The organism is Streptomyces rimosus subsp. rimosus (assembly GCF_000720725.1).
GTDB lineage: Bacteria > Actinomycetota > Actinomycetes > Streptomycetales > Streptomycetaceae > Streptomyces > Streptomyces rimosus_A.
On sequence record NZ_JOCQ01000015.1, the window covers coordinates 71,250 to 94,513 of the forward strand.

At 74.6% G+C, this 23,264-nt stretch carries 21 protein-coding genes; 7 read left to right on the top strand and 14 right to left on the bottom strand.

What is annotated here, in order from left to right; translation table 11 throughout:
• Positions 1-299 precede the first annotated feature (299 nt).
• Positions 300-1,538, top strand: a complete 1,239-nt coding sequence (locus IH45_RS0110805) for a S8 family peptidase (protein ID WP_030665152.1) — start codon at positions 300-302, stop codon at positions 1,536-1,538.
• Positions 1,539-1,626: 88 nt separating this feature from the next.
• Here the strand turns inward: IH45_RS0110805 and IH45_RS0110810 are convergent, their stop codons facing one another.
• The 13 genes from IH45_RS0110810 to IH45_RS0110870 all read right to left on the bottom strand — a co-directional run bounded on the left by IH45_RS0110810 (position 1,627) and on the right by IH45_RS0110870 (position 16,120).
• On the bottom strand, positions 1,627-2,571 hold the full coding sequence (locus IH45_RS0110810) for a glycosyltransferase family 2 protein (protein WP_030665155.1): 945 nt from the start codon (positions 2,569-2,571) through the stop codon (positions 1,627-1,629).
• Between the two features lie 134 nt (positions 2,572-2,705).
• Positions 2,706-3,596 (bottom strand): glycosyltransferase family 2 protein, encoded by an 891-nt coding sequence (locus IH45_RS0110815; protein ID WP_030665158.1) that lies wholly within the window; start codon positions 3,594-3,596, stop codon positions 2,706-2,708.
• A gap of 29 nt (positions 3,597-3,625) precedes the next feature.
• Entirely contained in the window at positions 3,626-5,029 is a 1,404-nt protein-coding gene (rfaE2, locus tag IH45_RS0110820; protein WP_030665163.1) for a D-glycero-beta-D-manno-heptose 1-phosphate adenylyltransferase, read from the bottom strand.
• Between the two features lie 34 nt (positions 5,030-5,063).
• Positions 5,064-5,711 (bottom strand): D-sedoheptulose-7-phosphate isomerase, encoded by a 648-nt coding sequence (locus IH45_RS0110825; RefSeq protein WP_030665166.1) that lies wholly within the window; start codon positions 5,709-5,711, stop codon positions 5,064-5,066.
• A gap of 115 nt (positions 5,712-5,826) precedes the next feature.
• On the bottom strand, positions 5,827-7,068 hold the full coding sequence (locus tag IH45_RS0110830; RefSeq protein WP_030665168.1) for a glycosyltransferase: 1,242 nt from the start codon (positions 7,066-7,068) through the stop codon (positions 5,827-5,829).
• The gene (locus IH45_RS0110835; protein WP_030665171.1) at positions 7,065-8,030 is read right to left on the bottom strand and encodes a glycosyltransferase; all 966 of its coding nucleotides are present in this window, start codon (positions 8,028-8,030) and stop codon (positions 7,065-7,067) included. The genes IH45_RS0110830 and IH45_RS0110835 overlap by 4 nt, the downstream gene beginning before the upstream one ends.
• Entirely contained in the window at positions 8,027-9,124 is a 1,098-nt protein-coding gene (locus IH45_RS0110840) for a glycosyltransferase family 9 protein (protein ID WP_050514717.1), read from the bottom strand. Before IH45_RS0110840 ends, IH45_RS0110835 begins: the two co-directional genes overlap by 4 nt.
• Positions 9,121-9,825, bottom strand: a complete 705-nt coding sequence (locus tag IH45_RS0110845) for a D-glycero-alpha-D-manno-heptose-1,7-bisphosphate 7-phosphatase (protein ID WP_030665176.1) — start codon at positions 9,823-9,825, stop codon at positions 9,121-9,123. Before IH45_RS0110845 ends, IH45_RS0110840 begins: the two co-directional genes overlap by 4 nt.
• 48 nt (positions 9,826-9,873) lie before the next feature.
• The gene (locus tag IH45_RS0110850; protein WP_030665179.1) at positions 9,874-10,926 is read right to left on the bottom strand and encodes a glycosyltransferase family 2 protein; all 1,053 of its coding nucleotides are present in this window, start codon (positions 10,924-10,926) and stop codon (positions 9,874-9,876) included.
• Positions 10,923-12,719 (bottom strand): carbamoyltransferase family protein, encoded by a 1,797-nt coding sequence (locus tag IH45_RS0110855; protein WP_030665182.1) that lies wholly within the window; start codon positions 12,717-12,719, stop codon positions 10,923-10,925. The genes IH45_RS0110850 and IH45_RS0110855 overlap by 4 nt, the downstream gene beginning before the upstream one ends.
• 101 nt (positions 12,720-12,820) lie before the next feature.
• Positions 12,821-13,783, bottom strand: coding sequence for a UDP-glucuronic acid decarboxylase family protein (locus tag IH45_RS0110860; RefSeq protein WP_030665184.1), 963 nt, complete (start codon positions 13,781-13,783; stop codon positions 12,821-12,823).
• Between the two features lie 244 nt (positions 13,784-14,027).
• Positions 14,028-14,990 carry a polysaccharide pyruvyl transferase family protein gene (locus tag IH45_RS0110865; RefSeq protein WP_030665187.1) on the bottom strand — a complete coding sequence of 321 codons (963 nt, stop codon included), beginning with the start codon at positions 14,988-14,990 and terminating at the stop codon, positions 14,028-14,030.
• Complete coding sequence (locus tag IH45_RS0110870) at positions 14,987-16,120, bottom strand: glycosyltransferase family 9 protein (protein WP_234440497.1); 1,134 nt, start codon at positions 16,118-16,120, stop codon at positions 14,987-14,989. The genes IH45_RS0110865 and IH45_RS0110870 overlap by 4 nt, the downstream gene beginning before the upstream one ends.
• Before the next feature lie 264 nt (positions 16,121-16,384).
• On the opposite strand from IH45_RS0110870, the gene IH45_RS0110875 reads away from it, so the two are divergent.
• The 3 genes from IH45_RS0110875 (at position 16,385) to IH45_RS0110885 (ending at position 18,812) form a co-directional block, all read left to right on the top strand.
• Positions 16,385-16,642, top strand: a complete 258-nt coding sequence (locus tag IH45_RS0110875; RefSeq protein WP_030665191.1) for a hypothetical protein — start codon at positions 16,385-16,387, stop codon at positions 16,640-16,642.
• An 8-nt stretch (positions 16,643-16,650) separates the two neighbouring features.
• Positions 16,651-17,019: a PIN domain-containing protein gene (locus tag IH45_RS0110880; RefSeq protein ID WP_032917182.1), complete on the top strand. Its 369-nt coding sequence runs from the start codon at positions 16,651-16,653 to the stop codon at positions 17,017-17,019.
• A 524-nt stretch (positions 17,020-17,543) separates the two neighbouring features.
• A complete protein-coding gene (locus IH45_RS0110885; protein ID WP_050514718.1) occupies positions 17,544-18,812 on the top strand; it encodes an MFS transporter in 1,269 nt (422 codons plus the stop codon).
• 81 nt (positions 18,813-18,893) lie between these two features.
• Here the strand turns inward: IH45_RS0110885 and IH45_RS0110890 are convergent, their stop codons facing one another.
• Complete coding sequence (locus tag IH45_RS0110890) at positions 18,894-19,088, bottom strand: DUF2795 domain-containing protein (RefSeq protein ID WP_030665199.1); 195 nt, start codon at positions 19,086-19,088, stop codon at positions 18,894-18,896.
• Between the two features lie 221 nt (positions 19,089-19,309).
• On the opposite strand from IH45_RS0110890, the gene IH45_RS0110895 reads away from it, so the two are divergent.
• From IH45_RS0110895 to IH45_RS0110905, 3 genes are all read left to right on the top strand, one after another.
• Positions 19,310-20,608: an ATP-grasp domain-containing protein gene (locus IH45_RS0110895; RefSeq protein WP_030665202.1), complete on the top strand. Its 1,299-nt coding sequence runs from the start codon at positions 19,310-19,312 to the stop codon at positions 20,606-20,608.
• A gap of 61 nt (positions 20,609-20,669) precedes the next feature.
• Entirely contained in the window at positions 20,670-22,703 is a 2,034-nt protein-coding gene (locus IH45_RS0110900) for a CocE/NonD family hydrolase (protein ID WP_030665205.1), read from the top strand.
• A 42-nt stretch (positions 22,704-22,745) separates the two neighbouring features.
• A complete protein-coding gene (locus tag IH45_RS0110905; protein ID WP_030665207.1) occupies positions 22,746-23,252 on the top strand; it encodes a metallophosphoesterase family protein in 507 nt (168 codons plus the stop codon).
• Positions 23,253-23,264 lie beyond the last annotated feature (12 nt).

Sequence of the window (23,264 nt, forward strand, 5' to 3'; positions counted from 1 at the left end):
CGGCCGGAGGTCGCCGTACCGAGGGTAACTGGGCGACCCTAACCGCCTCTGACCTGCGCCATGTTGCCGGAATGTAAACGGAGTTGACCCGTCGTCCGGTGGTGCGGGGGCGCATTTGACCCCTTCTGCGGTCCTTTGCAATTACGCAACGTTGTTGTCTATCTCACAACGCCCGGTCGGCCTTGAATTGGTCGCGTCAATCCGACAGGGTTTCGAGCCAGCCCGGCGGAGATCTTGTTCTCCGTCCGGGCTGTTGCGCAACGTTTTCCCCCCACACCCCGAACGAGGAGAACCCTCGAATGGCTCACGCTCACAAGCGTTCCAGCAAGAAGCGGCTCGTCACCGCGATATCCGCGGTGGTCGCGGCCGGCGGCATCGCCACCGTCACCGCGGTCACCGCGGGCGCGTCGCCCGCCGAGGGCAAGGTGTACGGCGCCGAGGCCAAGGGCGCCGTCAGCGGCAGCTACATCGTCATGCTCAAGAACTCGGTCCGCGGCGCCGCGGCGTCAGGCGAGCAGAACGCTGAGCAGAACAAGGACCTGGCCGGCAAGTACGGCGGCGAGGTCAAGCGGACCTACTCCGCCGCGCTGAACGGCTTCTCCGCCACCGGCCTCAGCGCCGAGGAGGCCCGCCGCCTGGCCGCCGACCCGGCCGTCGACAAGGTCGTGCAGAACAAGAAGTTCCACGTCAACGCCACCCAGGACAACCCGCCGTCGTGGGGCCTGGACCGCATCGACCAGGCGGACACCCAGGGCGACAAGAAGTACACCTACCCCGACAGCGCGGGTGAGGGCGTCACCGCGTACGTCATCGACACCGGCGTGCGCACCTCGCACCAGGACTTCGAGGGCCGCGCGTCCTCCGGCTTCGACGCGGTGGACGGCGACAACGACGCCACCGACGGCAACGGCCACGGCACCCATGTCGCGGGCACCATCGCCGGCAAGGCGCACGGCGTCGCCAAGAAGGCCAAGATCGTGGCCGTGCGCGTGCTGGACGACCAGGGCTCCGGCTCCACCGAGCAGGTCGTCGCCGGCATCGACTGGGTGACCAAGAACCACAAGGGCCCGTCGGTGGCCAACATGTCGCTGGGCGGCGGCGCCGACGAGGCGCTGGACGCGGCGGTGCAGAAGGCGGTCGCCTCCGGCGTCACCTTCGCCGTGGCGGCGGGCAACGAGTCCACCGACGCGGGCCAGGGCTCCCCGGCGCGGGTCAAGGAGGCCATCACCGTCGCCTCCAGCACCAACACCGACGAGCAGTCCGACTTCTCCAACTACGGCAGCGCCGTGGACCTCTACGCGCCGGGTTCGGACATCACCTCGGACTGGAACGACAGCGACCAGGGCACCAAGACCATCTCCGGTACGTCCATGGCCACCCCGCACGTCGCGGGCGCCGCCGCGGTCTACCTGGGCGCCCACAAGGACGCCAAGCCGGACGCGGTCGCCAAGGCGCTGACCGACGGCGCCACGGCCGACAAGATCAAGAACGCGAGCCAGGGCACGCCCAACAAGCTGCTGAAGGTCGGCGAGAAGTAACCTCCCCGACCGTTCGGCTCCGGCCGCCGGCCGTCGCGCTCGCCCCCACGGGGCGCGACGGCCGGCGTCGTGCTCGCCGCCGGGCGGCTCAGCCGCAGTAGCGCCGCGCCGTGGACTCCCGCTGCGGTGCCTCCAGCAGCCGCAGCCGGCCCTCCACCTCCCGCGGCACCGGGCGCCGTTCCCGCAGCACCCACGGCAGACCGCCGACCGCCTCGGCGAACGCCCGTACCGACACCGCGTCGCGGGGCACCGTCGCCACGAGCGTCCGTGTCCGGCGCACGGCGGCCGGCAGCGGTCTGCGCAGCCAGGTGAACCACAGCGTGTTGCGGATGCCCTGGCGCCGGCGCAGCGTCGCGTCGCGGTGCGGCGACGCCCGGTGGTGGACGGTCAGCCGGTCGGCGTACGCGAGCCACCAGCCGTCGGCCGCCAGGTCCGCGGCGAGCAGCTCCTCCTCGCCGCCCAGGACCAGCCGGGGCGAGAAGCCGCCCGCCGCCCGGAAGGCGTCCGCGCGCAGCACGGTCGCCGCCGCGAGGAAGGAGCCGAGCGCGGGCCCGGGCAGCCAGGAGGGCGCGGGCAGCGGCGAGTGCCGCAGCTCCTGGACGATCGGGTCCTCGAACGGTTCGCCGGGACCTCCGTCGGCCGCGGCGCCCGCCTCGGGGGCGTCCGGATGCGGATGGACCATGATGCGGGCGGTCACCGCGCCCAGCCGCCCGTGCGCGTCCAGCAGGTCGGCGGCCCCGGCCAGCGCGCCGGGCTCCCACCACGAGTCGTCGTCGCAGAACGCCAGGTACGGCGTGGCCGCCACCCGCGCTGCCAGATTGCGCCCCACCGCCCCGGTGTTGTGCGCCAGCGGGATCAGCCGCGGCGCGAGGGGGTGGCGTCGGACGGCGGACGCGCTGCCGTCCGTGGAGCCGTTGTCCACCACGATGACCGGTGGCTTTTCGGGCAGTTCGGCGAGCCGGTCCAAAGTGTGCAGCAGGTCGTCGCTGCGGTTGTGGGTGATGACGATGACGGTGGTGCGGGAATCGGTCACGGGAGGCTTCCTCGGGTCGGTGCGCGAACCCGGCTCGACGGGCGCGCCGGTGCGGCGGTCCGTTCCGTCCGGAGGCGGGCCCGCGCGGCGGTCGGTTCCGTCCGGCGGCGGGCCCGCGCGGCTACGGCTCCCGGTCACCGCGCCGTCTCCAGCGTGCGTACGCGGGCTTCCACCGGTGCGGGCAGCGGCCGGCGGCGCGCGAGTGCGGCCGGCAGGCGGCGTACGGCTTCGGCCAGGGCCCGTCGCGCCTCCGGCTCCGTACGGCCGTCGAGCGCCAGCCGTACGGTGCGCGCGAGGGCATGTCGCAGCGGGCGGCGCAGCCACGCGGTGAGCAGGACGTTGCGGTGCACCCGGGCGGCGCGGCCCGGACGCGGCGCGCCGCCCGCGCCGTCGGGCTCGTGCCGGGCGACGAGCGCGGGGCAGTAGGCGACGCCCCAGCCGGCCGCTTCCAGATCCAGGGCCAGCAGCGATTCCTCGGCACCGAAGTGGAGTACGGGGTGGTAGCCGCCGACCTCCAGGAAGGCGTCACGGCGGGCGACGGCGGCGCAGCCCAGGAAGCCGAGCACGGACGGCCCCGGCAGGTCGGGTTCGCGGCCCAGCGGGGAGGCGGCGAGCACGTCGTTGAGCGGGTCGGGTCCGGCGTCCGGACCGACCAGCGTCGCGGCGGCGGCCAGCCCCAGCCGCGGATGCGCCGCGAACACCTCGGCGGCCCGCGCCAGGGCGCCGGGCTCCCACCAGGAGTCGTCGTCGCTGAACGCCACGAGCGGCGTGCCGAGCGCGGCGGCTCCGTACGTACGGCCGACCGCGCCGAGATTGCGGCCGGGGGTGAGGACCCGTACGGAGGGGAAGCGGGCGCGGACGGCGCTCGCGGTGCCGTCCGACGAGCCGTTGTCCACGACCACGACGGGCGGCTCCTCGGGCAGCCGCGTGATCCGCTCCAGCGTCCCGAGCAGACGCTCGCGCCGGTCCCGGGTGATCATGACGATGCCCACCCGCGGGACGCGCGGGGCGACCGGCGCGGCCATGGTGCCGGACAGCCTCTCCGTCCGCGCGGTCACGACCGGACCTCCGGCCCCGGCGCGGCGGCGCGGGCCGCGCGCCGGGCCAGCGCGGTGGTGGACCTGCCGTCCAGGTACGGCAGGACGAGCGCCTGGCCGCCCCACTCGCGCAGCGTGGCCGCCTCCGGCAGCGCGTCCACCGAGTAGTCGCCGCCCTTGACCCATACGTCGGGCCGCAGCCGCCGCAGCAGTTCGACGGGGGAGTCCTCCTCGAACACCGCGACCGCGTCGACGCTGCCCAGTCCGGCCAGGACGCGGGTGCGGTCCGCCGCCCGGGTCAGCGGCCGTCCCGGCCCCTTGAGCCGGGTGACGGACGCGTCGGAATTGACGCACACGATGAGGCAGTCACCGATCCGCCGGGCGCTCTCCAGCAGGCCGACGTGCCCGGCGTGCAGCAGGTCGAAGCAGCCGCCGGTGGCGACCACCGTGCCGCCCCTGGCCTGTACGGTCCGGGCCAGCTCGAACGGGTCGGCGGGCCGTACTTCCGCCGGCCGGTCCGCCGGTGGCGCGGTGTGCCACAGGGCCCGGTTGCCGGCGCCGCCCGCCGCGACGAAGGCGGCGGCCTCGGCGACGGCCCGTTGCACGGCTTCCTCGGGCAGCGCGCCATCGGCCAGTGCGGCGGCCGCCGTGGCGGCGAAGCAGTCGCCCGCCCCGCACGGGTCGCCGTCGGCCCGGTAGGGCGCGGGCACCAGCATCGGCGAGTCACTGCCCGCCCTGGCCAGCAGCGCGCCGCGCGCGCCGAGCGTCACCGCGACGGCCGCGGCCTGCCATTCGGCGGCCAGTTGCGCACCCCGTACAGCACAGGCGTGCAGCGACCGGTCCTCGCCGGAGGTCAGCGCGCGCGCTTCGGACGCGTTGGGCGTGACCAGCCGCGCGCCCGGCACGGGCGGGTCGCCCTTCGGATGCGGGTCCCACAGCAGCGGGACGCGGTGCGCCACGTCGGCGAGCAGGTCGCGCACCGCCGCCGCGGTGCCCCGTCCGTAGTCGGCGACGAGGACCGCGCGTGCCCCGGCGAGTGCCTCGCGCACCTCGGGCCCGGGCCCGCCCGGCCGCCCGCCACCGCAGTCGTAACGCACCAGGGGGCGTCCGGACGCCATCACCCGTGTCTTCTGCGGCAGTTGACCGTCCAGGGGGATCTCCGCCAGGCGTACGACGCCGCGCAGCGACCGCCGTACCGCCTCGCTCGCCGGGTCGCTCCCCAGCGCGGTCACCAGGACCACGTCCCGCCCGGAACGCGCGGCGAGCGCCGCGGCGAGTCCGGCGCCGCCCGGCCGGCTGCGGTCGTCGGCCACGTCCACCACCGGGGCGGGCGCGTCCGGCGCCAGCCGCGAGGACTCCCCGTCGATGTCGCGGTCCAGCAGTACGTCGCCCACGACGACCAGCGGCTGACGGGTACTCACGGTCGCCTCCTGGCACCTGCGCCACGGCGGGCGTTCACAGCGCACCGTCCCGGTCCGCCACCGCGACTTCCAGCGGGACGCCCGCGGCGGACGTCGCGGGCGGCGGCGCGGCGCTGACGGCGTCGAAGTGCTCGCACAGGATGTGCACCGCGATCAGGTGCGCTTCCTGCACCGTCGCGCTGCTGGGGGCGTCCACGCACAGCGCCTCGTCGGCGGCGTCGGCCAGCGGGTTCGGCCGGGGCCCGGTCAGCGCCCATACGCGCAGTTCGGCGTCGCGCGCGGTCTCGGCGGCGGCCAGCAGGTTGTCGCTGTGGCCGGAGGTGGACAGCAGCAGGAGCACGTCACCGGGGCGGCCGTGCGCGGCCACCTGCCGGGCGAAGACCTGGTCGAAGCCGTAGTCGTTGCCGATGGCGGTGACGCTGGAGGTCTCGGCGTGCAGCGAGATCGCCGAGTAGGCGGGGCGGTCGTGCTGGTAGCGGCCGACGAGCTCGGCCGTCAGGTGCTGGGCCTGGGCGGCGCTGCCGCCGTTGCCCGCGGCGAGCAGCCGGCCGCCCACCGGCAGCACGGCGCCGAGATGGTCCCCCCACTCGGCTATCCGGCGCAGATGGTGGCAGCGCAGCTGGTGCACCGCCTTCTGGAGCGACTGGCAGTGGCGGTGCGCGTCATCGAGGGGATAGGTCATGATCGTCGGGCTCCCGAAGCGCGCCGGTGGGCGCCGGGTGCCCGCACCTCCTTCACACGTCTGCGGCGGGGTCAGGGCGTAGGACGGCAGGCCGGGGCGGGGCCGCGGGCGGCGGTCAGGCCACCTCGGTGACGGCGGGCCGCGGGCTCAGCACACCGCGGTAGACGACTTCGGTGCCGGCCGCGACCTGGTCCCAGCCGTACCGGGCCAGCACGCGCCGGCGTCCCGCGGCGCCGCAGGCGGCCCGCAGCTCGCCGTCCAGGAGCAGTTCGCCGACCGCGTGGGCCAGCGCGGCCGGGTCGCGCGGCGGCACCAGCCGCCCGCAGTCCGGGTCGGCCACGGTGTCCAGCTGTCCGCCGACGGCGGTGGCCACCACCGGTGTCCCGCAGGCCATCGCCTCCAGCGGCACGATGCCGAACGGCTCGTAGTCCGCCGGGCACAGCACCACATCGGCGGCGCGCAGCAGCGGCGGTACGTCCTCGCAGGGCACGCCCCCGATGAAGCTCACCCGGTCCGCCACCCCGGCGGCGCGGGCCAGTTCGCGCAGCCGCCGTACCTCCGGGTCCGCGTCGATCCGGTCCGCGGGCGGCCCGCCGGCGATGACGAGCCGGGCCTCGGGCAGCCGGGCCAGCGCGGCGACGGACACCTCCGCGCCCTTGCGCGGGACGAGCCGGCCGAGCTGGAGCAGCAGCGGGTGGTGCGCACTGTGGTCGGCGACCGGCCCGTCCGGTGTGAAGCGCACGGTGTCCACACCGCACGGCACCACGCTGACCTTGCCGTCGCCGATGCCCATCCGGCCCAGCTCGGTGACCTCGTCCCGGCAGGTGGCGATCACCCGGTGACAGCCCTCGCCCACCTCGACCTCGCTGGTGAGGCGGGTGCGCGGGCTGGTGTCGGCGTCGCCCTGGTGGCGCCGCTTGACGGTGCCCAGCGCGTGGTACGTGTGGGCCATCGGCAGGCCCAGTTCGCGGGCCGCCCGGAGCGCGGCCAGGCCGGACATCCAGAAGTGCGAGTGGACCAGGTCCGGCCCCCGTACCCGCCATTCGGCGGCCAGGAAGTCGCCGAACGCCGGCATGTACGGCAGCAGGGAGTCCTTGGGCACGTGCCGGGGCGGCCCGGCGGGGACGTGCCGGACCCGTACACCGGGCCGCAGCACCACCTCGTCCGGCAGGTCGTCGGCGTCCCGCCGGGTGTACACCGTCACCCGGTGCCCCCGGTCGGCCAGCGCGCCGGCCAGGCGCGCGACATGGACGTTCTGGCCGCCCGCGTCGACGCCGCCGAGCACCGCCAGCGGACTGGCGTGCTCGGACACGAGCGCGACGGACAGGCGCGGGGTGTCGCGCAGCGGGGTGGTCATCTCTGCACCTCCGTGATCAGGCGTTCCCAGTCGTGCAGGAAGCGCTTGAGCCCGTAGCGCTCCAGGGCCGCCTGGCGGGCCCGCGCGCCGTCCTCGGCCGCCGCGTCGGGGTCCTCCAGGTACGTCCGGGCGGCCCGGGCCAGGACTTCGGGCCGGTTGGAGAGCGTGCCGGTGCCGGGCCGCACCGCTTCGGCGGCCTCCGTGGTGGCCAGGGCCACCACCGGCATGCCCAGGTGCATGGCCTCCAGCAGCGACAGGCCGAGCGAGGTCCAGCGCACCGGGTGCAGGTAGAGCCGCCGCTGCGCCATCGCCGCGTGCAGTTCGGCCTGCGGGAGGTCGGCCGTCCGGCAGCGGTCCGGGGGCAGTCCCAGGTGCTCGGCGAGCCCGTCGGTGCGCATGCCGAAGACGTCCAGCGGGGCGGCGGCCGACAGGCCGGGCAGCAGGTCGGTGCCGACCGTACGGCCGCGCCGGATCGGCTCGTTGACCACGACCGCCGCGCGCTCGATCGCGCCGGTGTACTGGTGGCCGGGGTCCACGATGCCGTGCTCGATCACTTCCGTACGGGTGCCGCCGTTGTCCCAGAACAGCCGGTTGAAGTGGGTGACGTGCACCAGCGTCAGGTCGTCCCGGTCAGCGCACGGGTGGCGGGTGTGCGGCACGTCACCGTCCGGCGCGTTGTGCTCCAGGTAGACGGCGGGCACGTCCCGGCCGGGGCGGCGCCCGCCCAGCCAGCGCTCCGCCAGCCCGGCCTCGTGCGGCCGCTGGAGCACGACCAGATCGACCGGGGCGTGCCGCAGCTCCGCCGGGGTCTTCTCCACCACCGATTCGGGCCACGGGAAGGTACGGGCGCGGCCCAGCCCGTCGGGGCCCCGGTCCGGGGTGACCGGCACCAGATAGGTGTGCGGCCCCTGGACGAACGCGGTCGTCCACGATCCGTGGACATGCCAGAGCAGGATGTTCATACAGTCGCACCTCGTTCGGTGTCGTCGGGAGCCGCTACGGAACGCTCCGTACGGCCGGGCGCGAACGGCACCGGCGGCCGTCCGGGGCCGGTCAGCCGGGACACGGCCGCGAGCAGCGCGGTGTCGCTGACCGTGTCGAGACAGGGGTGTCCCGGCACCGGGCAGCGCCGGGCACGGCTGCCTGCGCACGGCGCGTCCTGGTCGCCCAGCAGGACGTGCGGCACGCCGTACGGCGCCCACAGCTGCGCGGGCACCACCGGCGCGAACAGGCAGACGACCGGCGTGCGCACGGCGGCGGCCAGATGCGCGGGGCCGGTGTTGCCGACGACCACAGCCCGCGCACCCGCCAGCACCCCGGCGAGCTGGTGCACATCGGTGCGCCCGCCCAGGTCCAGCGCGTGGCCGCCCGCGACGGCGGCGGTCAGCTCCCGTTCGCCGGGCCCGCCGGTGACGACGACGCGGTGCCCCGCCGCGCTCAGCGCGCCCGCCGCCCGCGCCGCCCGCGCGGCACTCCAGGCGCGGGCCGGGACCGCGGCGCCCGGGTGCAGCACCACGTACGGGTCGGAGCCGGTCAGGGGAGTGGTGTCGGGCGGCGGCAGGACGCCCAGGGCGCCGTCGTCGCCGGGCGGCAGGGCGAACCCGGCGTCCCGCGCGAGGTCCAGCGCCGCCTCGGCCTCGTGCCGGTGCGGCTTGCGGTGGTGCCGCAGATCCAGCAGCGCGCCGGGGTAGTCCACGCTGTCCGCCGCGACCCAGCCGACCCCGGCGAGCTTGAGCAGCAGCGCGGCCGGCAGCGGGCTCTGGTGGTACGAGACGAGCACCAGCGCCCGGTCGAACCGGCCCGCCGCCAGGGTGTCCACCAGCTCCTGCGTGACCTGCCGGTCCACCGGCGCGGGCCGCAGGCCCACCCACGGCGCATCGTGGACGACCACCTCGTCCACGCCCGGCAGCAGCCGCGCCGCGCGCTCGCCCAGCGGGCCGCACAGCAGCGCGGTGTACGACGAGCCCGCCGCCACGGCACGTACCGCCGGACCGGCCAGCAGCACATCACCCGCGCTGTCCAGCCGGACGACGAGCGTCCGCGGGGCCGAGGTCATACGGTGCCCTCCCCGGCGCTCGGGCCGTCCAGCAACAGCCGTACGGCGCCTGGCAGATCGCGTGCGTACTCACGCGCCGCTACGACCTCCTCCGACCGTGTCATCGGCGTCGGGACGAGCACTCCGCGCGCCCCGGCGGCCCGCGCCGCGCCCACGTCCGCGCCGATGTCGCCGACCACGGCGGTACGCGCGGGGCAGACGCCGAGATACGCGCAGGCGGCGAGGACCAGGCCGGGCGCGGGCTTGCGGCAGCCGCAGCGGTCCCCGGGTCCGTGCGGGCACACCGCCCACACGTCGAACGGACCGAGCCGCGCGTCGACTTCCTGCCGTACGGCCGCGACCTGATCGCCCGTCAGCAGCCCGCGCGCGACGCCGGACTGGTTGCTCACCACGCCGACCATCAGGCCGCGGGCCCGCAGCGCTTCCACGGCCGCCCGCGCACCGGGCATGGGCTCCACCAGTGACGGGTCGCCGTTGTACGGTACATCGGCCACCAGCGTCCCGTCCCGGTCGAAGAGCACCGCCTCCAGCGGGCCCGCGTCACCGGACGGCGAAGGCCCGGCGGGCACCGGGACCCGCTCGGCGGCCCGTTGCCCCGGCGCGTACAGCCACAGGCGCCCGGCCTCCTCACGCTCCGCCGCCGGATCCACGACCGCCGTCGCCCCACGCGCGCCCGGCGCGGTGTCCTGCTGCCTGTCCACGGAATACCTGCCCACGGGATACCTGTCCACGGAATTCTTGTTCACCGGCTACACCCGCTCCGGCACCGGTTCCGGCAGGGCCTGCGGCACCGCGGGCGCCGGTCGCACGCTCAGCGGCGCCACCCGACGGTGCCGCACCAGGCCGCGCAGCCAGTGCCCGGTGGCCGCCGCCGGGATCAGCGCGCTGGTCACCGCCATCGTGACCACCTCGTCCCGGGTACGGGGCCCCGGCGCGACCCGCGCCCACGCGAACTCCGCCGTACCGCCCAGCCACAGCCCGGCCAGCAACGCCGCCGCCCGCCGCCGCCCGGCCGCGGCGCAGACCAGCGAGGCGCCCGCCGCCGCCGTCACCGCCAGGTGCCACGGCAGCCGGCCGCGCGGCGCGTCCGCGTGGTGCCACCAGTCCCGGCCGTGCCGGCGGGTCATCAGCACGTCGTCGGCGTTGCCCGCCTGGAGCCGTACGGAGATCCAGCGGCCGGCCGGGCGCACCGGATGCGTGGTGCGGCGGGTGCCGGTCGCCAGCGCCCAGCCGGCGGCCAGCACCCGCAGCGCCAGATCGGCGTCCTCCCGGAAGGCGCGCCGGAAGCGTTCGTCGAAGCCGTCCACGGACTCCAGCGCGTCCCGCCGGTATGCCATGTCCGCGGTGATCCATTTGGCGGTGGCCAGCCCCGCGGTGTTGCGCTCCCAGTCCGTCGACCGGCGGTCGGCGGGCACCGGCACGGCGATGCGCGCGGTGATCCCGGCCGTACGCGGGGACGCGGCGGCGAGGTCGGCGGCCAGGTCCGTACCCCAGGTGGGGCCGGGCACCACGTCGTCGTCCAGGAAGACGACCCACGGCGTGGCGTCCGCCGCCCGCCAGCCCGCGTTACGGGCCGCCGCCGGACCGCGCGCGCAGCCCGGGACGACCTTCGTCCGGTCGTGCAGCGCCTCGGGGATCTCGGCGGGCAGCGGGGTGCAGTCGTCCAGCGCGCGGTCGTCCACCAGCACGACCTGGAGCGGCGGCGGCCCCTCCGCCGCGGCCAGCGCGCGCAGGCACGCCGTCAGGCTGGGCCGCCCGAGCGTCGGGATCACCACCACGTAATCGGTGGCCGGCGAGGTCATCGGACCGCCTCCTCACCGCTGCCCGCGACCGGCCCCGCGACCGGCAGGGACGCGGTCTCCGCCAGCCGGTCGTACGAGGCGGGCGCCAGCGTCTCCTCGTGCCCCGACGGGAACGACAGCACCTCGGCCGGGCGCCGCGCCGAGCGGTTCGCGGCGGCGAAGAACTCCTCCCGCCGCACCGCGAACGGGCCGATGGCCAGCAGGTCCACCGGCGTGGACCCGAAGCACTCCAGCGCGTCCCGCGGATCGTCGACCATCGGACGGCCCGCGGTGTTCAGGCTCGTGTTGACGACGACGGGCAGCCCCGTACGGTGCTCGAACTCGGTCAGCATCCGGGCCACCAGCGGCTCGTCGGCCGGGTCCACGGTCTGGATGCGGGCCGTGCCGTCCACGTGCACCACGGCCGGGATGCGCTCCCGCCACTCCTTGGCCACGTCGTGCACGAAGAGCATGTACGGGCTCGGCAGCTGCCCGTCGAAGATCCGGCCCGCCCGGTCCGCCAGCACCATCGGCGCCACCGGCCGGAACTGCTCACGCCCCTTGACGTCGTTGAGCCGTTCCAGATTCGCCGAGTGGCCCGGGTGCGCCATCAGGGAACGGTGGCCGAGCGCCCGCGGCCCGTACTCCGAACGCCCCTGGAACCAGGCCACAATGGAGTTCTCCGCCAGCGCCTCCGCGACGGTCGCGGCGATGTCCGGGGACCGCTCGAAGGGTACGGCCGCGGTCCGCAGCCACGCCTCCAGCTCCGCGTCGGACCAGCCGCGGCCCAGGTCGGCGCCGGGCATCGGCGCGGGCTCCTCGCCGCCGTCGGCGCTCAGCAGCAGCGCGCCGCCGAGCGCGGTGCCCGCGTCACCGGCCGCGGGCTGCACCCACACCCGGTCGAACGGCCCCTCGCGCGCGATCCGCGCGTTGGCCACGCAGTTCAGCGCCACCCCGCCGGCCAGCGTCAGCACGCTGTCGTGCGTACGGCCGTGCAGCCAGCGGGCCAGGTCCAGCAGCGTCTCCTCCAGGACCAGCTGGGCGCTGGCCGCGAGGTCGGCGTGCGCCTGGCTCCACGGCTCCTCCGGGCTGCGCGGTACGCACAGGTCGCTCCACGGCACATGCGCGGCGTGGAACCCGCCGTCACCCGTCGCGTACACGTAGCGGCGCAGTTCGGGCAGCATCCGCGGGGTGCCGTACGAGGCCAGCGCCATCACCTTGAACTCGTCCGAGGAGCGCAGGAATCCGAGGTGCGCCGTCAGCTCCTCGTAGACCAGGCCGAGCGAGTGCGGCAGCTCCTGCCCGTACAGCGGCTCCAGCTTGCCCTGGACGCGCTGCGCGGCCAGGTGCGAGGTCGCCTCGCCGCGGCCGTCGAGCACCAGCACCGAGCAGTTGTCGGCGTCCGGCGCGGCGAACGCGGCGGACGCAGCGTGCGCCATGTGGTGCGGCACGAACCGCACCCGCTGCGGGTCGAGTCCCGGCAGTGCCGTCTTGAGGAACCCGGGGGCCTCGCGCGCGTACGTCAGGCGCAGGTGGTCCCAGGGGTCGTCCAGGCCCATCTGATCGGCGGGCCGGGCGAGGCGGGGGTCGAAGGAGTACGCCACCGCGTCCAGTTCCTCGGGGCGCAGACCGGCCGTGGCCAGGCACCAGGCGGCGGCCTGGTCGGGCGTCTCCCAGGCGGAGAAGGGCACCGGCCGCTTGCCGTGTTTGCGCCGCGAGAAGCGTTCCTCCTCGGCGGCGGCGACGGTCTGCCCGTCGACGACGAGGGCGGCGGCGGGGTCGTGGAAGAGCGCGTTGATGCCGAGAATGCGCATGGGAGTTCGCTGGCCTTTCGTCGGGATGGACGGCGGCCGGCCGCCCGGTCGGGACGGCCCGGACGCCGGGGCTGCGGCCCCGGCCGGGACCGGAGCCGGGGTCAGGCCCGCTGCCGCTTGCGGAACCAGTCGACGGTGCGCGCCAGCCCCTCCCGGGCCGCCACCTCGGGCTCCCACTGGAGCTTGCCGCGGGCCAGGGTGATGTCGGGGCAGCGGACCGCGGGGTCGTCCGTGGGCCGTTCGATGAAGCGGATCTCGGAGCGGGAGCCGGTCAGTTCGGTGATCAGCCGGGCCAGTCCGAGCATGGTGATCTCGACCGGGTTGCCCAGGTTGACCGGGCCGCGCAGATCGGAGGCGGCCACCGCGAGGACGCCCCGTACGGTGTCGTCCACGTGGCACAGGGAGCGGGTCTGCCGCCCGTCCCCGGTGACCGTGAGCGGCTCGCCGGACAGGGCCTGCCGGATGAACGTCGGCACCGCGCGGCCGTCGTGCCCCCGCATCCGCGGCCCGTAGGTGTTGAACAGCCGCACGATGCCGGTGTCGGTGCCGTGGGTGCCCGCCTCGGCGGTCGTCATCGCCTCGCCGAAACGTTTCGCCTCGTCGTACACGCTCCGCGGGCCGATCGGATTGACGTTGCCCCAGTACGTCTCGCTCTGCGGATGCTGCTGCGGATCCCCGTACACCTCGGAGGTCGAGGCGAGGACGAAGCGCGCCCCGTGCGCGCGGGCCACCGCGAGCGCGTTGCGCGTGCCCAGGCTGCCGGTGTCCAGCGTGTGCAGGGGCAGCCGCAGGTAGTCGGCCGGGGAGGCGGGGGAGGCGAAGTGCAGCACGAGATCCACCTCGCGCCCGATCCGGAACGGCTCGGTGACATCGGCCTCCACGAACGCGAACCCGGGCCGGCCCTTGAGGTGGGTTATGTTCTCCCGCGCTCCGGTGCTCAGGTCGTCGATGCAGGTCACGGAGGTTCCCTGGGCCAGCAGGGCGGTACACAGATGCGAACCGACGAAACCCGCGCCGCCGGTCACCACGGCGTGTTTCCAGTTCCGGGACAGGGCGGCGTTCATGGGATCTCCCTCGACTAGGGGCTACCGGGCATCGGGTGCCTCTCCAGCCCCGGAGAAAACGTCACGCTGGGCGACACTGCGTACGCCCACGGCATCGCTTAAGCTGATAAGTCGCCGCATGGCAGTCCTCATCGCCGGATACTCTCCGACGATCATGCGCGGCCGGCCAATTCCCGTACGCCGAGAGGCAATGGACCCCGGCTCCCCGGCCCGGCCGCCGCCGCACAGCCACTCGTACGCACAGTCACCCGTACGTCCGAGCCAGCGACCGCAGCAGCCCGTCGAGCAGCCCCTCCCCGTCCGGCGGCAGCGTGTGCGGCCCGGTCTGCGCCCGCCCCTGCGGTGACAGACACCAGGCGAACAGCCGGTCCAACTCCCCTTTCCCGGCCTGCTCGCAGCGCAGTACGGCCGGCCAGCCCAGCGCCGCCGCCTGCGCGCTGACCTTCGCACCGCCCTCCACGGGATCGACGGCGAGCGCCGGGGTGCCCGCGCGCAGCGCCAGGACCATGCCGTGCAGCCGGGTGGTCACCACCACGTCCAGCCGGGCCAGCACCGCGTGCAGTTCGTCCGGCGTCGCGGGCAGCCGCCAGTCACGGGAGTCCAGCCGGGTGTCCAGCGGCAGGCGGGCCGCGTCCACGGTCCCCAGCCAGTCCGTCAGCCGCTCATTGACCTCCTCGTGCCGGCGTCGGGCGCCGTACTCGTGCTGCCCGCCGGTCAGCACCACGCCGACGAGCGGCACGCCGCGCGGCGCCGGGGCCCGCAGGCTCAGATCCTGCGCCCCGGCCCGCCGCCCGGCCAGGTCCCGGGCCAGCACCTCGTCGAACCGGGTCACCGCCGGATCGTCCGGATCGGGTACGGACACGCCGACGGCGACCCGGCGGCAGCCGGCGAACCGGTCGTGCAGCGCGAGCAGCGGGCTCGGCCCGCCGTCCGGCGTCGGCCACGAGTGCACCGGCCCACAGGCGAAGACCACGTCGGTGAAGGCCGCGGGGTCGGCGTCGTCCAGGTGCAGCGCGTCCGGCCGGAACACCGGCGACCAGGCCGTGTCATACGCGATCCCGGCCCCGCGCAGCGCATCCTGCACGGCCTCGGCCGCGAGCATGTCCCCGGCCGTCACCTCGCCGTGCAGAAAGCTGAACCAGCCGGTGAGCAGGGCGCGGCGGTCCGGCGGGGGTGCGGGGGTGCGCTCCTGCTCAGGGGCGCTCACGGCGCCGGTACCGAGACCGGCGCCGCGTTCGGCACGGCCTCCGGCTCCGGCTGCCGTACGGACTCGGTCGACCGTACGGACTCCGTGCGCCATACGGGCTGTGTCCGCCGTACGGGACCGGGCCGCCGTACCGGCTCCGGCAGCCGTGCCACCGCCGTCAGCACCTCCGCCGCGGTGATCCGCAGCAGCCGCCCGTCCGGCTGCTCGCCGTGCGCGTCGCCGGGGCGGGCCCGGTCCAGGTGGCCCGGGTGCCACAGCGCCCGGTGCCGGGGCAGCCGGGGCGGGCCCCACAGCCGGGGCGCGACCGGCCCGAAGAGCACCACGGACGGCGTGCCGAGCGCGCTGGCCAGGTGCGCGAGCCCGGTGTCGCCCACGATCACCGCACGGGCCTGCGCGACCAGCGCCGCCAGCTCCCCGAACGGCACATCCGCCGTACCGCCCAGGACCGCCGACGGCGGCAGTCCGGCCTGGACGGCGACCTGCCGGGCGAGCGGCTCCTCGCCGGCCCCGGCGGTGAGGACGACGCGGTGTCCCGCGCGGTGCAGCGCGTGCGCCACCGCGGCGAAGCGCTCCGGCGGCCAGCGGCGCGCCGCGGCGTCCGCACCCGGGTGCACCACCACCGCGCCCGGCGCGGGGGAGGGGCCCGGCGGCGCCCCGATCCGCAGATCGTCCGGGTCCGCCGGAATGCCGTACCAGGTCAGCAGACGGCACCAGCGGCTGCGCTCGTGCTCGTCCTCGCGCCACGCCGGGCCCGGCAGGCGGGGCATGGCGGGATGCGCGTAGGCGAACAGCCGGACCGGGCGCAGCGCCTGCAGCGGCAGGTGGCTGGCGGGCCCGTTGCCGTGCAGGTCCACGGCGATGTCCGGGGGCGCACCGGACCAGTCGACCGCCCGCGGCACGCCGCGGCCGGGCGCCGACGCGGGCAGCAGCCGGTCGACCACACCCGTGGCCGCGGCGGCCTCGGCCAGCCGGCCGGGCGCCGCCAGCACCAGCTCGTACTCCGGATACGCGGTACGCAGCGCCCGCAGCGCGGGCACCGCCGTCAGCAGATCCCCGAGCCCGAGCGCCCGGAGAACGAGGATGCGCGGCCGGTCGGCGCGGGGGAGCGGACTGGGGCGGGCCGAGGTCATACGGGTGCCTCCTTGGCATTCCTGCGAGGCCCTCGCGCACGGGGCCGCCGGCGAAGAGCGTTACGGGGGCGGCACCGGCTCGTACGCCGGGAACCACTGCCCTCCAATGTGCGTGCGCCACCGGCAGCTCGCGACCGCTGACGGCCCCGGGGGCTGTGTGGGCGCCGGGTGCCCGCCGAGGCGCGCTCTGTACGCGGGAGGCGTCAAGGGCTGTACGGGTACGTACCCGTACCCATAAGCTGGGTAATGGAGAGGAGCAGGATGATGCCTGATGCCAACGTTAGGATGCCGGAAGAAGCCAAGGAGCGACTGGCTGCCATAGCTGCTGGTGAGGGGCTGTCGCTGCGGGCCTACCTCGCCCGTCTCGCAGACACCCTGCTGACCCCGCAGGAGCGGGCCGAGCAGGCTGAGAAGGCTCGGGCGGCACTGCACCAGTGGACGGGTTACGACCCGAGCCCGGACGAAGAGCAGAGCCTGGATGAGGAACTCGACCGACGCATGGCCCGGGCGGTCGGCCGGTGAGCGAACCGATGCACGTCGTCCTCGATGACACAGCGATGGCCGCAGCCGGCCGGGGCAACATCATCGTTTCTCGGCTGATCCACCGGGCGCACGCCGAAGCGGACTGGTTCCTCTATGCACCAGCGTGCGCCCTGGTCGAAGCTGACCGGACCCGCCCCGGAACGGCCGAACACCTCGCCGCTCTGCCCGGCATCACCGTCCTCGACCTGGACCTTCCGGCCGCCTTGGCGGTGGCACATGAGCAAACCTGGGCGGCGGCGCATGCCCAGTACGCCGCGCAGCCGACACCTGACCGGCCGAGTGGGGCGGTCATCGCCACGGTGCTGCCCAAGCAGTGGGAGGGCCGACCGGTCCGCGTCCTCGACCTGACGCCCTGACCCGAGGGCCTGGCGCCTCTTGTGCCGGCGCCCCACCCCTCTGTGAGCAACCCCACCCACCTCCCACACCCCTTGCGCCCCAAGGCATCCAGGGGTTTTCCGCACACCACGGCCGGGGGCGGCTCTTCCCCCGCCCCCGAAGCGTCTGTGAACATGTGGGATTGCTGCGCCTGGAAGGGTCCGCCGTTTGCGGACCGGAGTGAGGCCGGCATTCCGACCGAATCGGCGCCCATCGTGCACGCAGTCGTGCTCCGTGCCCGCCGACCGCTCTCCGAGCCTGCTGGGCTCTTCACGAAGTGCTCGCCGCTGTGTCTTTTCCCGTTCGATCCGCCGCCCGTCCCGCTGCCCGCGTCCCGGCACCGGCGGAGTCCCACGAGACGATTCCCGCCCCAGAAGCCCCCGAAACAGTCGAAACCGAAAAAAATCTACGCCGACGTTTCAGCAGCTTCCGCTACCTGCTCGGCCGCAAGCCGGCCGGCCGCGGCGCCGACCACGCGCCGTGGCGGTCGCTGCGCTACCGCAGCATGCGCTGGTGGTCGGTGGCCAACCTGGTGTCCAACGCCGGCACCTGGATGCAGCTGACCGTGCAGAACCTGCTGGTGCTCCAGCTCACCGGTTCCGCGGCGGCCACCGGTCTGTCGCTGTCCGTCCAGGCGGGCCCCGGCCTGATCATGGGGCTGTTCGGCGGCGCCGCCGTCGACCGCTGGCCGCGCAAGCTGACCGCCGGGCTGAGCCAGGCCGTGCTCGGTCTGGTCGCCTTCAGCACCGCGGTCCTGGTCGCCACCGACCAGCTGAACTACGGGCTGCTGATGGCGCTGGCCGCCGTCACCGGCCTGGTCGCCACGGTGGACGGCCCGGCCACCGCCCTGCTCGGCAACGATCTCGTACGCCGGGAGGACGTCCCCTCCGCGATCGCGGTCGGCTCGCTGGTGCACAGCGTGGGCCGGCTCGGCGGTACGGCCCTGGCCGGTGTCGCCGTCGGCTTCCTGGGCACCGGCGCCGCCTACGCGGCCAACGGCTTCTCCTTCCTGTTCGTCGCGGCCGTCATCCCCTTCCTGAAGCCGGTGAGCGAGGCCCTGCGGGCGCCCGCGAAGAGCCCGAAGGCCACGGAGGAGAGCGCCGCGTCCGTGGAGGCGGCGGAACCGGAGATCGGCGACCGGGCCCGCGACGGCGTGGCGTTCTTCATGCGCCGGCCGCGGCTGGTCGCGCTGGCCGCCATCACCGGGCTCAGCGCGATCTTCGGCCGGAACTACCAGCTGACCCTGGCCGTCCTGGTCACCGGGCCGCTCGCGGCGGGCGCCGGCGCGTTCGGCACCGTCTCGTCCGTACTGGCCGCGGGCGGCATCGTCGGCGCGATCCTCGCCGCCCGGCTGCGCAACCCCTCGGTCAAGCTGGTCGGTGCGCTGGCCGCGGCCGGTGCGCTGCTCCAGGTCTTCGCCGGGCTGTCCCCGTCGCTGATCGTGCTGCTCGTGCTGGTGCTGCCGATGTCGGTGGTGGAGTCGGTCTCCGACACCGCCGGTACGACCGTGCTCCAGACGGACCCGCCGCCGAACATGCGCGGCCGGGTGCTGGGCGTGTGGCGCAGCGCGAGCACGGTGTGGGGCCTGGTGGCCCCGCCGCTGCTGGGCCTCCTGATGGAGGTGGCCGGTGCCCGCGGCGCCCTGGTGGCCGGCGGTCTGATCATCGCGGTGGCGATCGGCGCGGGCGCGCTGCTGCGCTCCCGCGAGCGGATCGCCTGGCTGACGCCCGCGCCCGCCCCCGCCGTGGCGGCGGACTACCGGTCCGTGGCCTGACGCCCGGCCGGGGCCGGTGGAACGCCCGTCCCACCGGCCCCGGCGTCGTGCGGCACCGCTGCCGGTTGCCGCACGGCGCCCCTACCGGTTCTTGAACACGGCCTTCTCCACCTCGGCCGGGTTCTCGTAGCTCTTGCTGGGGATGCCGGAGATCTTGTCGCGCATGCCGCTGTCCGCGTGGTTGCCCTCGGCACACGAGACCAGGTCGTCCTTGCTCGCCGGGTAGTGCGCGCCCTTGAGGGCCTTCTGCAGCTCGATCGGGTTGGTGTCGCTCATGGGGTCCTCCGGTTACGGGAGTGGGGGTGGGGTGCCGTCCGGCGGCCTGCAGGGCGGCCGCCCCTCCAGTACCCGGCCATTACGGGATTAATCGGACGAAAGTTCTGTCGTGAGGGATGGCCCGCCCCCGTCCCCGGCCCCTCATCACCCCATACCGCGAATTGGCGGCGGCCCCACGGGTACCCGCGTCCTCCCGCAGCGCGTGAGCCCGAGGAGGACCGGTGAGCGGGAAGAACATCTTCGTACTGGGCCTGAAGGAGGCCAATCTCCCCGCCCTGCACGACGTGCCCGGCGCGGAGCGGTACCGCTTCCACCCCCTGCTCACCCTCGGTGAGCTCCAGGGCGGCGAAGTCTGCGTACCCGATCTCCTGAAGAAGGCCTACGGCGTCCTGGACTCCTTCGAGGGCACCGTCGACGCGATCGTCGGCTACTACGACTTCCCCGTCAGCACCCTCGTACCGATCCTGAGCGAGCGCTACGGCACCCGCAGCACCAGCCTGGAGTCGGTCGTCAAGTGCGAGCACAAGTACTGGAGCCGCCTGGAGCAGGAGAAGGCCGTCGACACCCATCCGCGCTTCGGCCGCGTCGACCTCGACACGCCCGACCCGCACCCGCCCGAGGGCGTCCGCTTCCCCATGTGGCTCAAGCCCGCCCTCGCGTACTCCTCGGAACTGGCCTTCGGCGTCCACGACCAGGCGGAGTTCCGTGCGGCGGTCGCCGAGATCCGCGGGGGCATCGGCCGCGTCGGCCGCCCCTTCGAGGACATCCTCGGCCGCCTCGACCTGCCGCCCGAGATGGCGGGCGTCGGCGGCCAGGTCTGTCTCGCGGAGGAGGCGCTGTCCGGCATCCAGGTCGCGGTCGAGGGCTATGTCCACGGCGGCGAGGTCACGGTCTACGGCGTGCTGGACTCCATCGACTACCCCGGCAGCTCGTCCTTCCTGCGCCACCAGTACCCCTCGACGCTCCCCGAGCCCGTCCTGCACCGGCTGCGCGACGCCTCCGCCCGCGTCATGCGGCAGATCGGCATGCAGGAGGCGACCTTCAGCATCGAGTTCTTCTACGACCCGCACACCGACGCCGTCAACGTGCTGGAGGTCAACCCCCGGCACTCCCAGTCGCACGCCGAACTCTTCCAGTACGTCGACGGCGCGCCCAACCACCACGCCATGCTGCGCCTCGCCCTCGGCGAGGACCCGGCCATGCCGCACCGCGCGGGCCGCTACCGGACGGCCGCCAAGTGGTACTACCGGTGGTTCGCCGACGGCGTCGCGAAGCAGGTGCCCACCCATGAGGACATCGCGCGCATCGAGAGGCGGATCCCGGGCACGCGCATCCACGTGATCCCCGAGCCGGGCCAGCAGCTGTCCGACATGGCGGAGCAGGACTGCTACAGCTTCGAACTGGCCCATGTCTTCACCGGGGGCGACAGTGAAGAGGAGCTGCGCGAGAAGTACGACCACTGCGTGGCAGCTCTGGACCTGGCCTGCGAGCGGACCCGGCCCGGCGGCCGGGACGGCTGAACCGGGCGGCCGGTCCGCGTGGCGGCGCCGGCGCGCACGACAGTGAGGAGAAGGTCGCCGCATGCGTTACGTGAGCAATCTGCCCTGTGCCACGGCGGAGGAGGACCACGTCACCATCCCCGTCTCCGACGGCACCCGCCTGTCGGCGCGCATCTGGCGCCCCACGGCCTCGGACGAGGAACCGGTGCCGGCGGTGCTGGAGTACATCCCGTACCGCAAAGGGGACCTGACCGCCGTACGGGACTCGATCCACCACCCGTACATCGCCGGCCACGGCTACGCCTGTGTCCGCGTCGACCTGCGCGGCACCGGCGAGTCGGAGGGCGTGCTGAGGGACGAGTACCTGGAACAGGAGCAGGCCGACGCCGAGGACGTGCTCGCCTGGCTGGCCGACCAGCCCTGGTGCGACGGCACCACCGGCATGATGGGCCTCTCCTGGGGCGCCTTCGCCGCGCTCCAGGTCGCCGCCCGGCAGCCCCCGAGCCTGCGCGCCATCGTCATCGCGTCCTTCACCGACGACCGGTACGCCGACGACATGCACTACATGGGCGGCCAGCTGCTCTCCGACAACCTGGCGGAGGCGGGCACCATGTTCGCCTACGGCACCTGCCCGCCCGACCCGGCCGTGGTGGGCGGCCGCTGGCGCCGGATGTGGCACGAGCGGCTGGAGAACACCCGGCCGTGGGCCCTGGAGTGGCTGAGCCACCAGCGCCGCGACGCCTACTGGCGGCACGCCTCGGTCTGCGAGGACTACAGCTCCGTACGCTGCCCGGTGCTCGCCTCCAGCGGCTGGGCCGACGGCTACTCCAACGCCGTCACCCGGCTGCTGGCCAACCTCGACGTACCGCGCAAGGGCCTGATCGGCCCCTGGTCGCACAAGTTCCCCCACCTGGGCGAACCGGGCCCCGCGATCGGCTACCTCCAGGAAGTCGTGCGCTGGTGGGACCACTGGCTCAAGGGCGCCGACAACGGCGTCATGGACGGTCCGATGCTCAGCGCCTGGATGCAGGACAGCATGCCGCCGTCCACCTCCTACGAGACCCGGCCGGGCCGCTGGGTCGGCGAGCCGGACTGGCCCTCCCCGAACGTCCGGTCCGTCGCGCGCCCGCTGTTCCGGCACCGGATCGGCGCCGACGGCGAGGAGTGCGGCGACCGCGGCTGCGGCGTGCTGACCGTGCAGTCACCGCTGTCCGTCGGCCAGTTCGCCGGCAAGTGGGCCTCCTACAACGCGCCGCCGGACCTGCCGTACGACCAGCGCGAGGAGGACGGCGGCTCGCTCGTCTTCGACAGCGACCGGCTCACCGAACGGGTGGAGATCCTCGGCTCGCCCACCGTCGAACTGGACCTGTCGGTCAGCGAACCGGTCGCCATGGTCGCCGCCCGGATCTCCGACGTGGCCCCCGACGGCCGCGCCACCCGCGTCACCTACGGCGTGCTCAACCTCGCCCACCACGAGACCGTCGGCGATCCCGAGCCCCTGGAGCCCGGCCACCGCTACCGCGCGACCGTCCAGCTCAACGGCGTCGCCCAGGCGTTCCCGCCCGGCCACCGCATCCGCCTGTCGCTGTCCACCTCGTACTGGCCGCTGGCCTGGCCGCCGCCCCGGCCCGCCACGCTCAGCGTGCACGAGGGGACCAGCACCCTGACGCTGCCGGTACGGCCCACCACCGAACCCGACCGGCTGCCGCCGCGCCCGTTCGGCGAGCCGGAGGGCACCCGGCCGCTGGCCGTCACCCAGCTGACCGCGCCGGAGGAGCGCTGGGAGGTCAAGCGCGACCTGGTCGACTACAACTCCGAGCTGGAGATCGTCAAGGACCGCGGGCTGGCCCGCCTGGAGGACACCGGCATGGAGGTCGGCCGGCGCGCCTACGAGCGGTACGCGACCGTCGCCGACGACTTCACCTCCGCCACCGGCGAAACCCTGTGGACCATGCGCTTCCGGCGCGGCGACTGGGACGTACGGGTGGTCACCCACCAGAAAGTGCGGTGCGACGAGAAGGAGTTCACCGTGGACGCCACCCTGGACGGCTACGAGAACGACCGCCGCGTCTTCTCCCGCACCTGGAACGAGACGATCCCGCGTGACTGCCTCTGAGAGGCGGCTGCCGGTGGGACAGGAGAGGGGTACGGTCGGCCCGTGCGCCTGCTGCTGACGTCCGACACCCACCTGCCCAAACGCGCCAAGGCCCTGCCGCCGGAGCTGCTGGACGAGGTGGCCCGCGCCGACGTGGTCGTCCACGCCGGGGACTGGGTGGACACCGCCACGCTGGACCTCCTGGAGGACCGCTCCCGCCGGCTCGTCGGCGTGTACGGCAACAACGACGGCCCGGACCTGCGCGCCCGCCTCCCGGAGGTGGCCTACGCCGAACTCGGCGGCCTGCGCTGGGGCGTGGTCCACGAGACCGGCCAGAAACAGGGCCGCGAACGCCGCTGCGCCGAGCGGTACCCGGACCTGGACGTCCTGGTCTTCGGCCACAGCCACATCCCCTGGGACACCACCACGGAGGACGGCCGCCTCCGCCTCCTCAACCCCGGCTCACCGACCGACCGCAGGCGGCAGCCGTACTGCACGTACATGACGGCGACTGCCGCATCGGGGCGTCTCACCGATGTACAGCTGCACCGGCTGCCGCCGCGCGGCTGAGGAGAGCCCGGT

Coding starts and splice junctions, on each gene's coding strand:
- IH45_RS0110885 (WP_050514718.1), top strand. CDS start 17,544: ATGCGCTGGTGGTCGGTGGCCAACCTGGTGTCCAACGCCGGCACCTGG.
- IH45_RS0110890 (WP_030665199.1), bottom strand. CDS start 19,088: ATGAGCGACACCAACCCGATCGAGCTGCAGAAGGCCCTCAAGGGCGCG.
- IH45_RS0110830 (WP_030665168.1), bottom strand. CDS start 7,068: ATGACCACCCCGCTGCGCGACACCCCGCGCCTGTCCGTCGCGCTCGTG.
- IH45_RS0110880 (WP_032917182.1), top strand. CDS start 16,651: ATGCACGTCGTCCTCGATGACACAGCGATGGCCGCAGCCGGCCGGGGC.
- IH45_RS0110900 (WP_030665205.1), top strand. CDS start 20,670: ATGCGTTACGTGAGCAATCTGCCCTGTGCCACGGCGGAGGAGGACCAC.
- IH45_RS0110835 (WP_030665171.1), bottom strand. CDS start 8,030: ATGAACATCCTGCTCTGGCATGTCCACGGATCGTGGACGACCGCGTTC.
- IH45_RS0110860 (WP_030665184.1), bottom strand. CDS start 13,783: ATGAACGCCGCCCTGTCCCGGAACTGGAAACACGCCGTGGTGACCGGC.
- IH45_RS0110825 (WP_030665166.1), bottom strand. CDS start 5,711: ATGACCTATCCCCTCGATGACGCGCACCGCCACTGCCAGTCGCTCCAG.
- IH45_RS0110840 (WP_050514717.1), bottom strand. CDS start 9,124: ATGACCTCGGCCCCGCGGACGCTCGTCGTCCGGCTGGACAGCGCGGGT.
- IH45_RS0110850 (WP_030665179.1), bottom strand. CDS start 10,926: ATGACCTCGCCGGCCACCGATTACGTGGTGGTGATCCCGACGCTCGGG.
- IH45_RS0110805 (WP_030665152.1), top strand. CDS start 300: ATGGCTCACGCTCACAAGCGTTCCAGCAAGAAGCGGCTCGTCACCGCG.
- IH45_RS0110815 (WP_030665158.1), bottom strand. CDS start 3,596: ATGGCCGCGCCGGTCGCCCCGCGCGTCCCGCGGGTGGGCATCGTCATG.
- IH45_RS0110875 (WP_030665191.1), top strand. CDS start 16,385: ATGCCTGATGCCAACGTTAGGATGCCGGAAGAAGCCAAGGAGCGACTG.
- IH45_RS0110855 (WP_030665182.1), bottom strand. CDS start 12,719: ATGCGCATTCTCGGCATCAACGCGCTCTTCCACGACCCCGCCGCCGCC.
- IH45_RS0110870 (WP_234440497.1), bottom strand. CDS start 16,120: ATGACCTCGGCCCGCCCCAGTCCGCTCCCCCGCGCCGACCGGCCGCGC.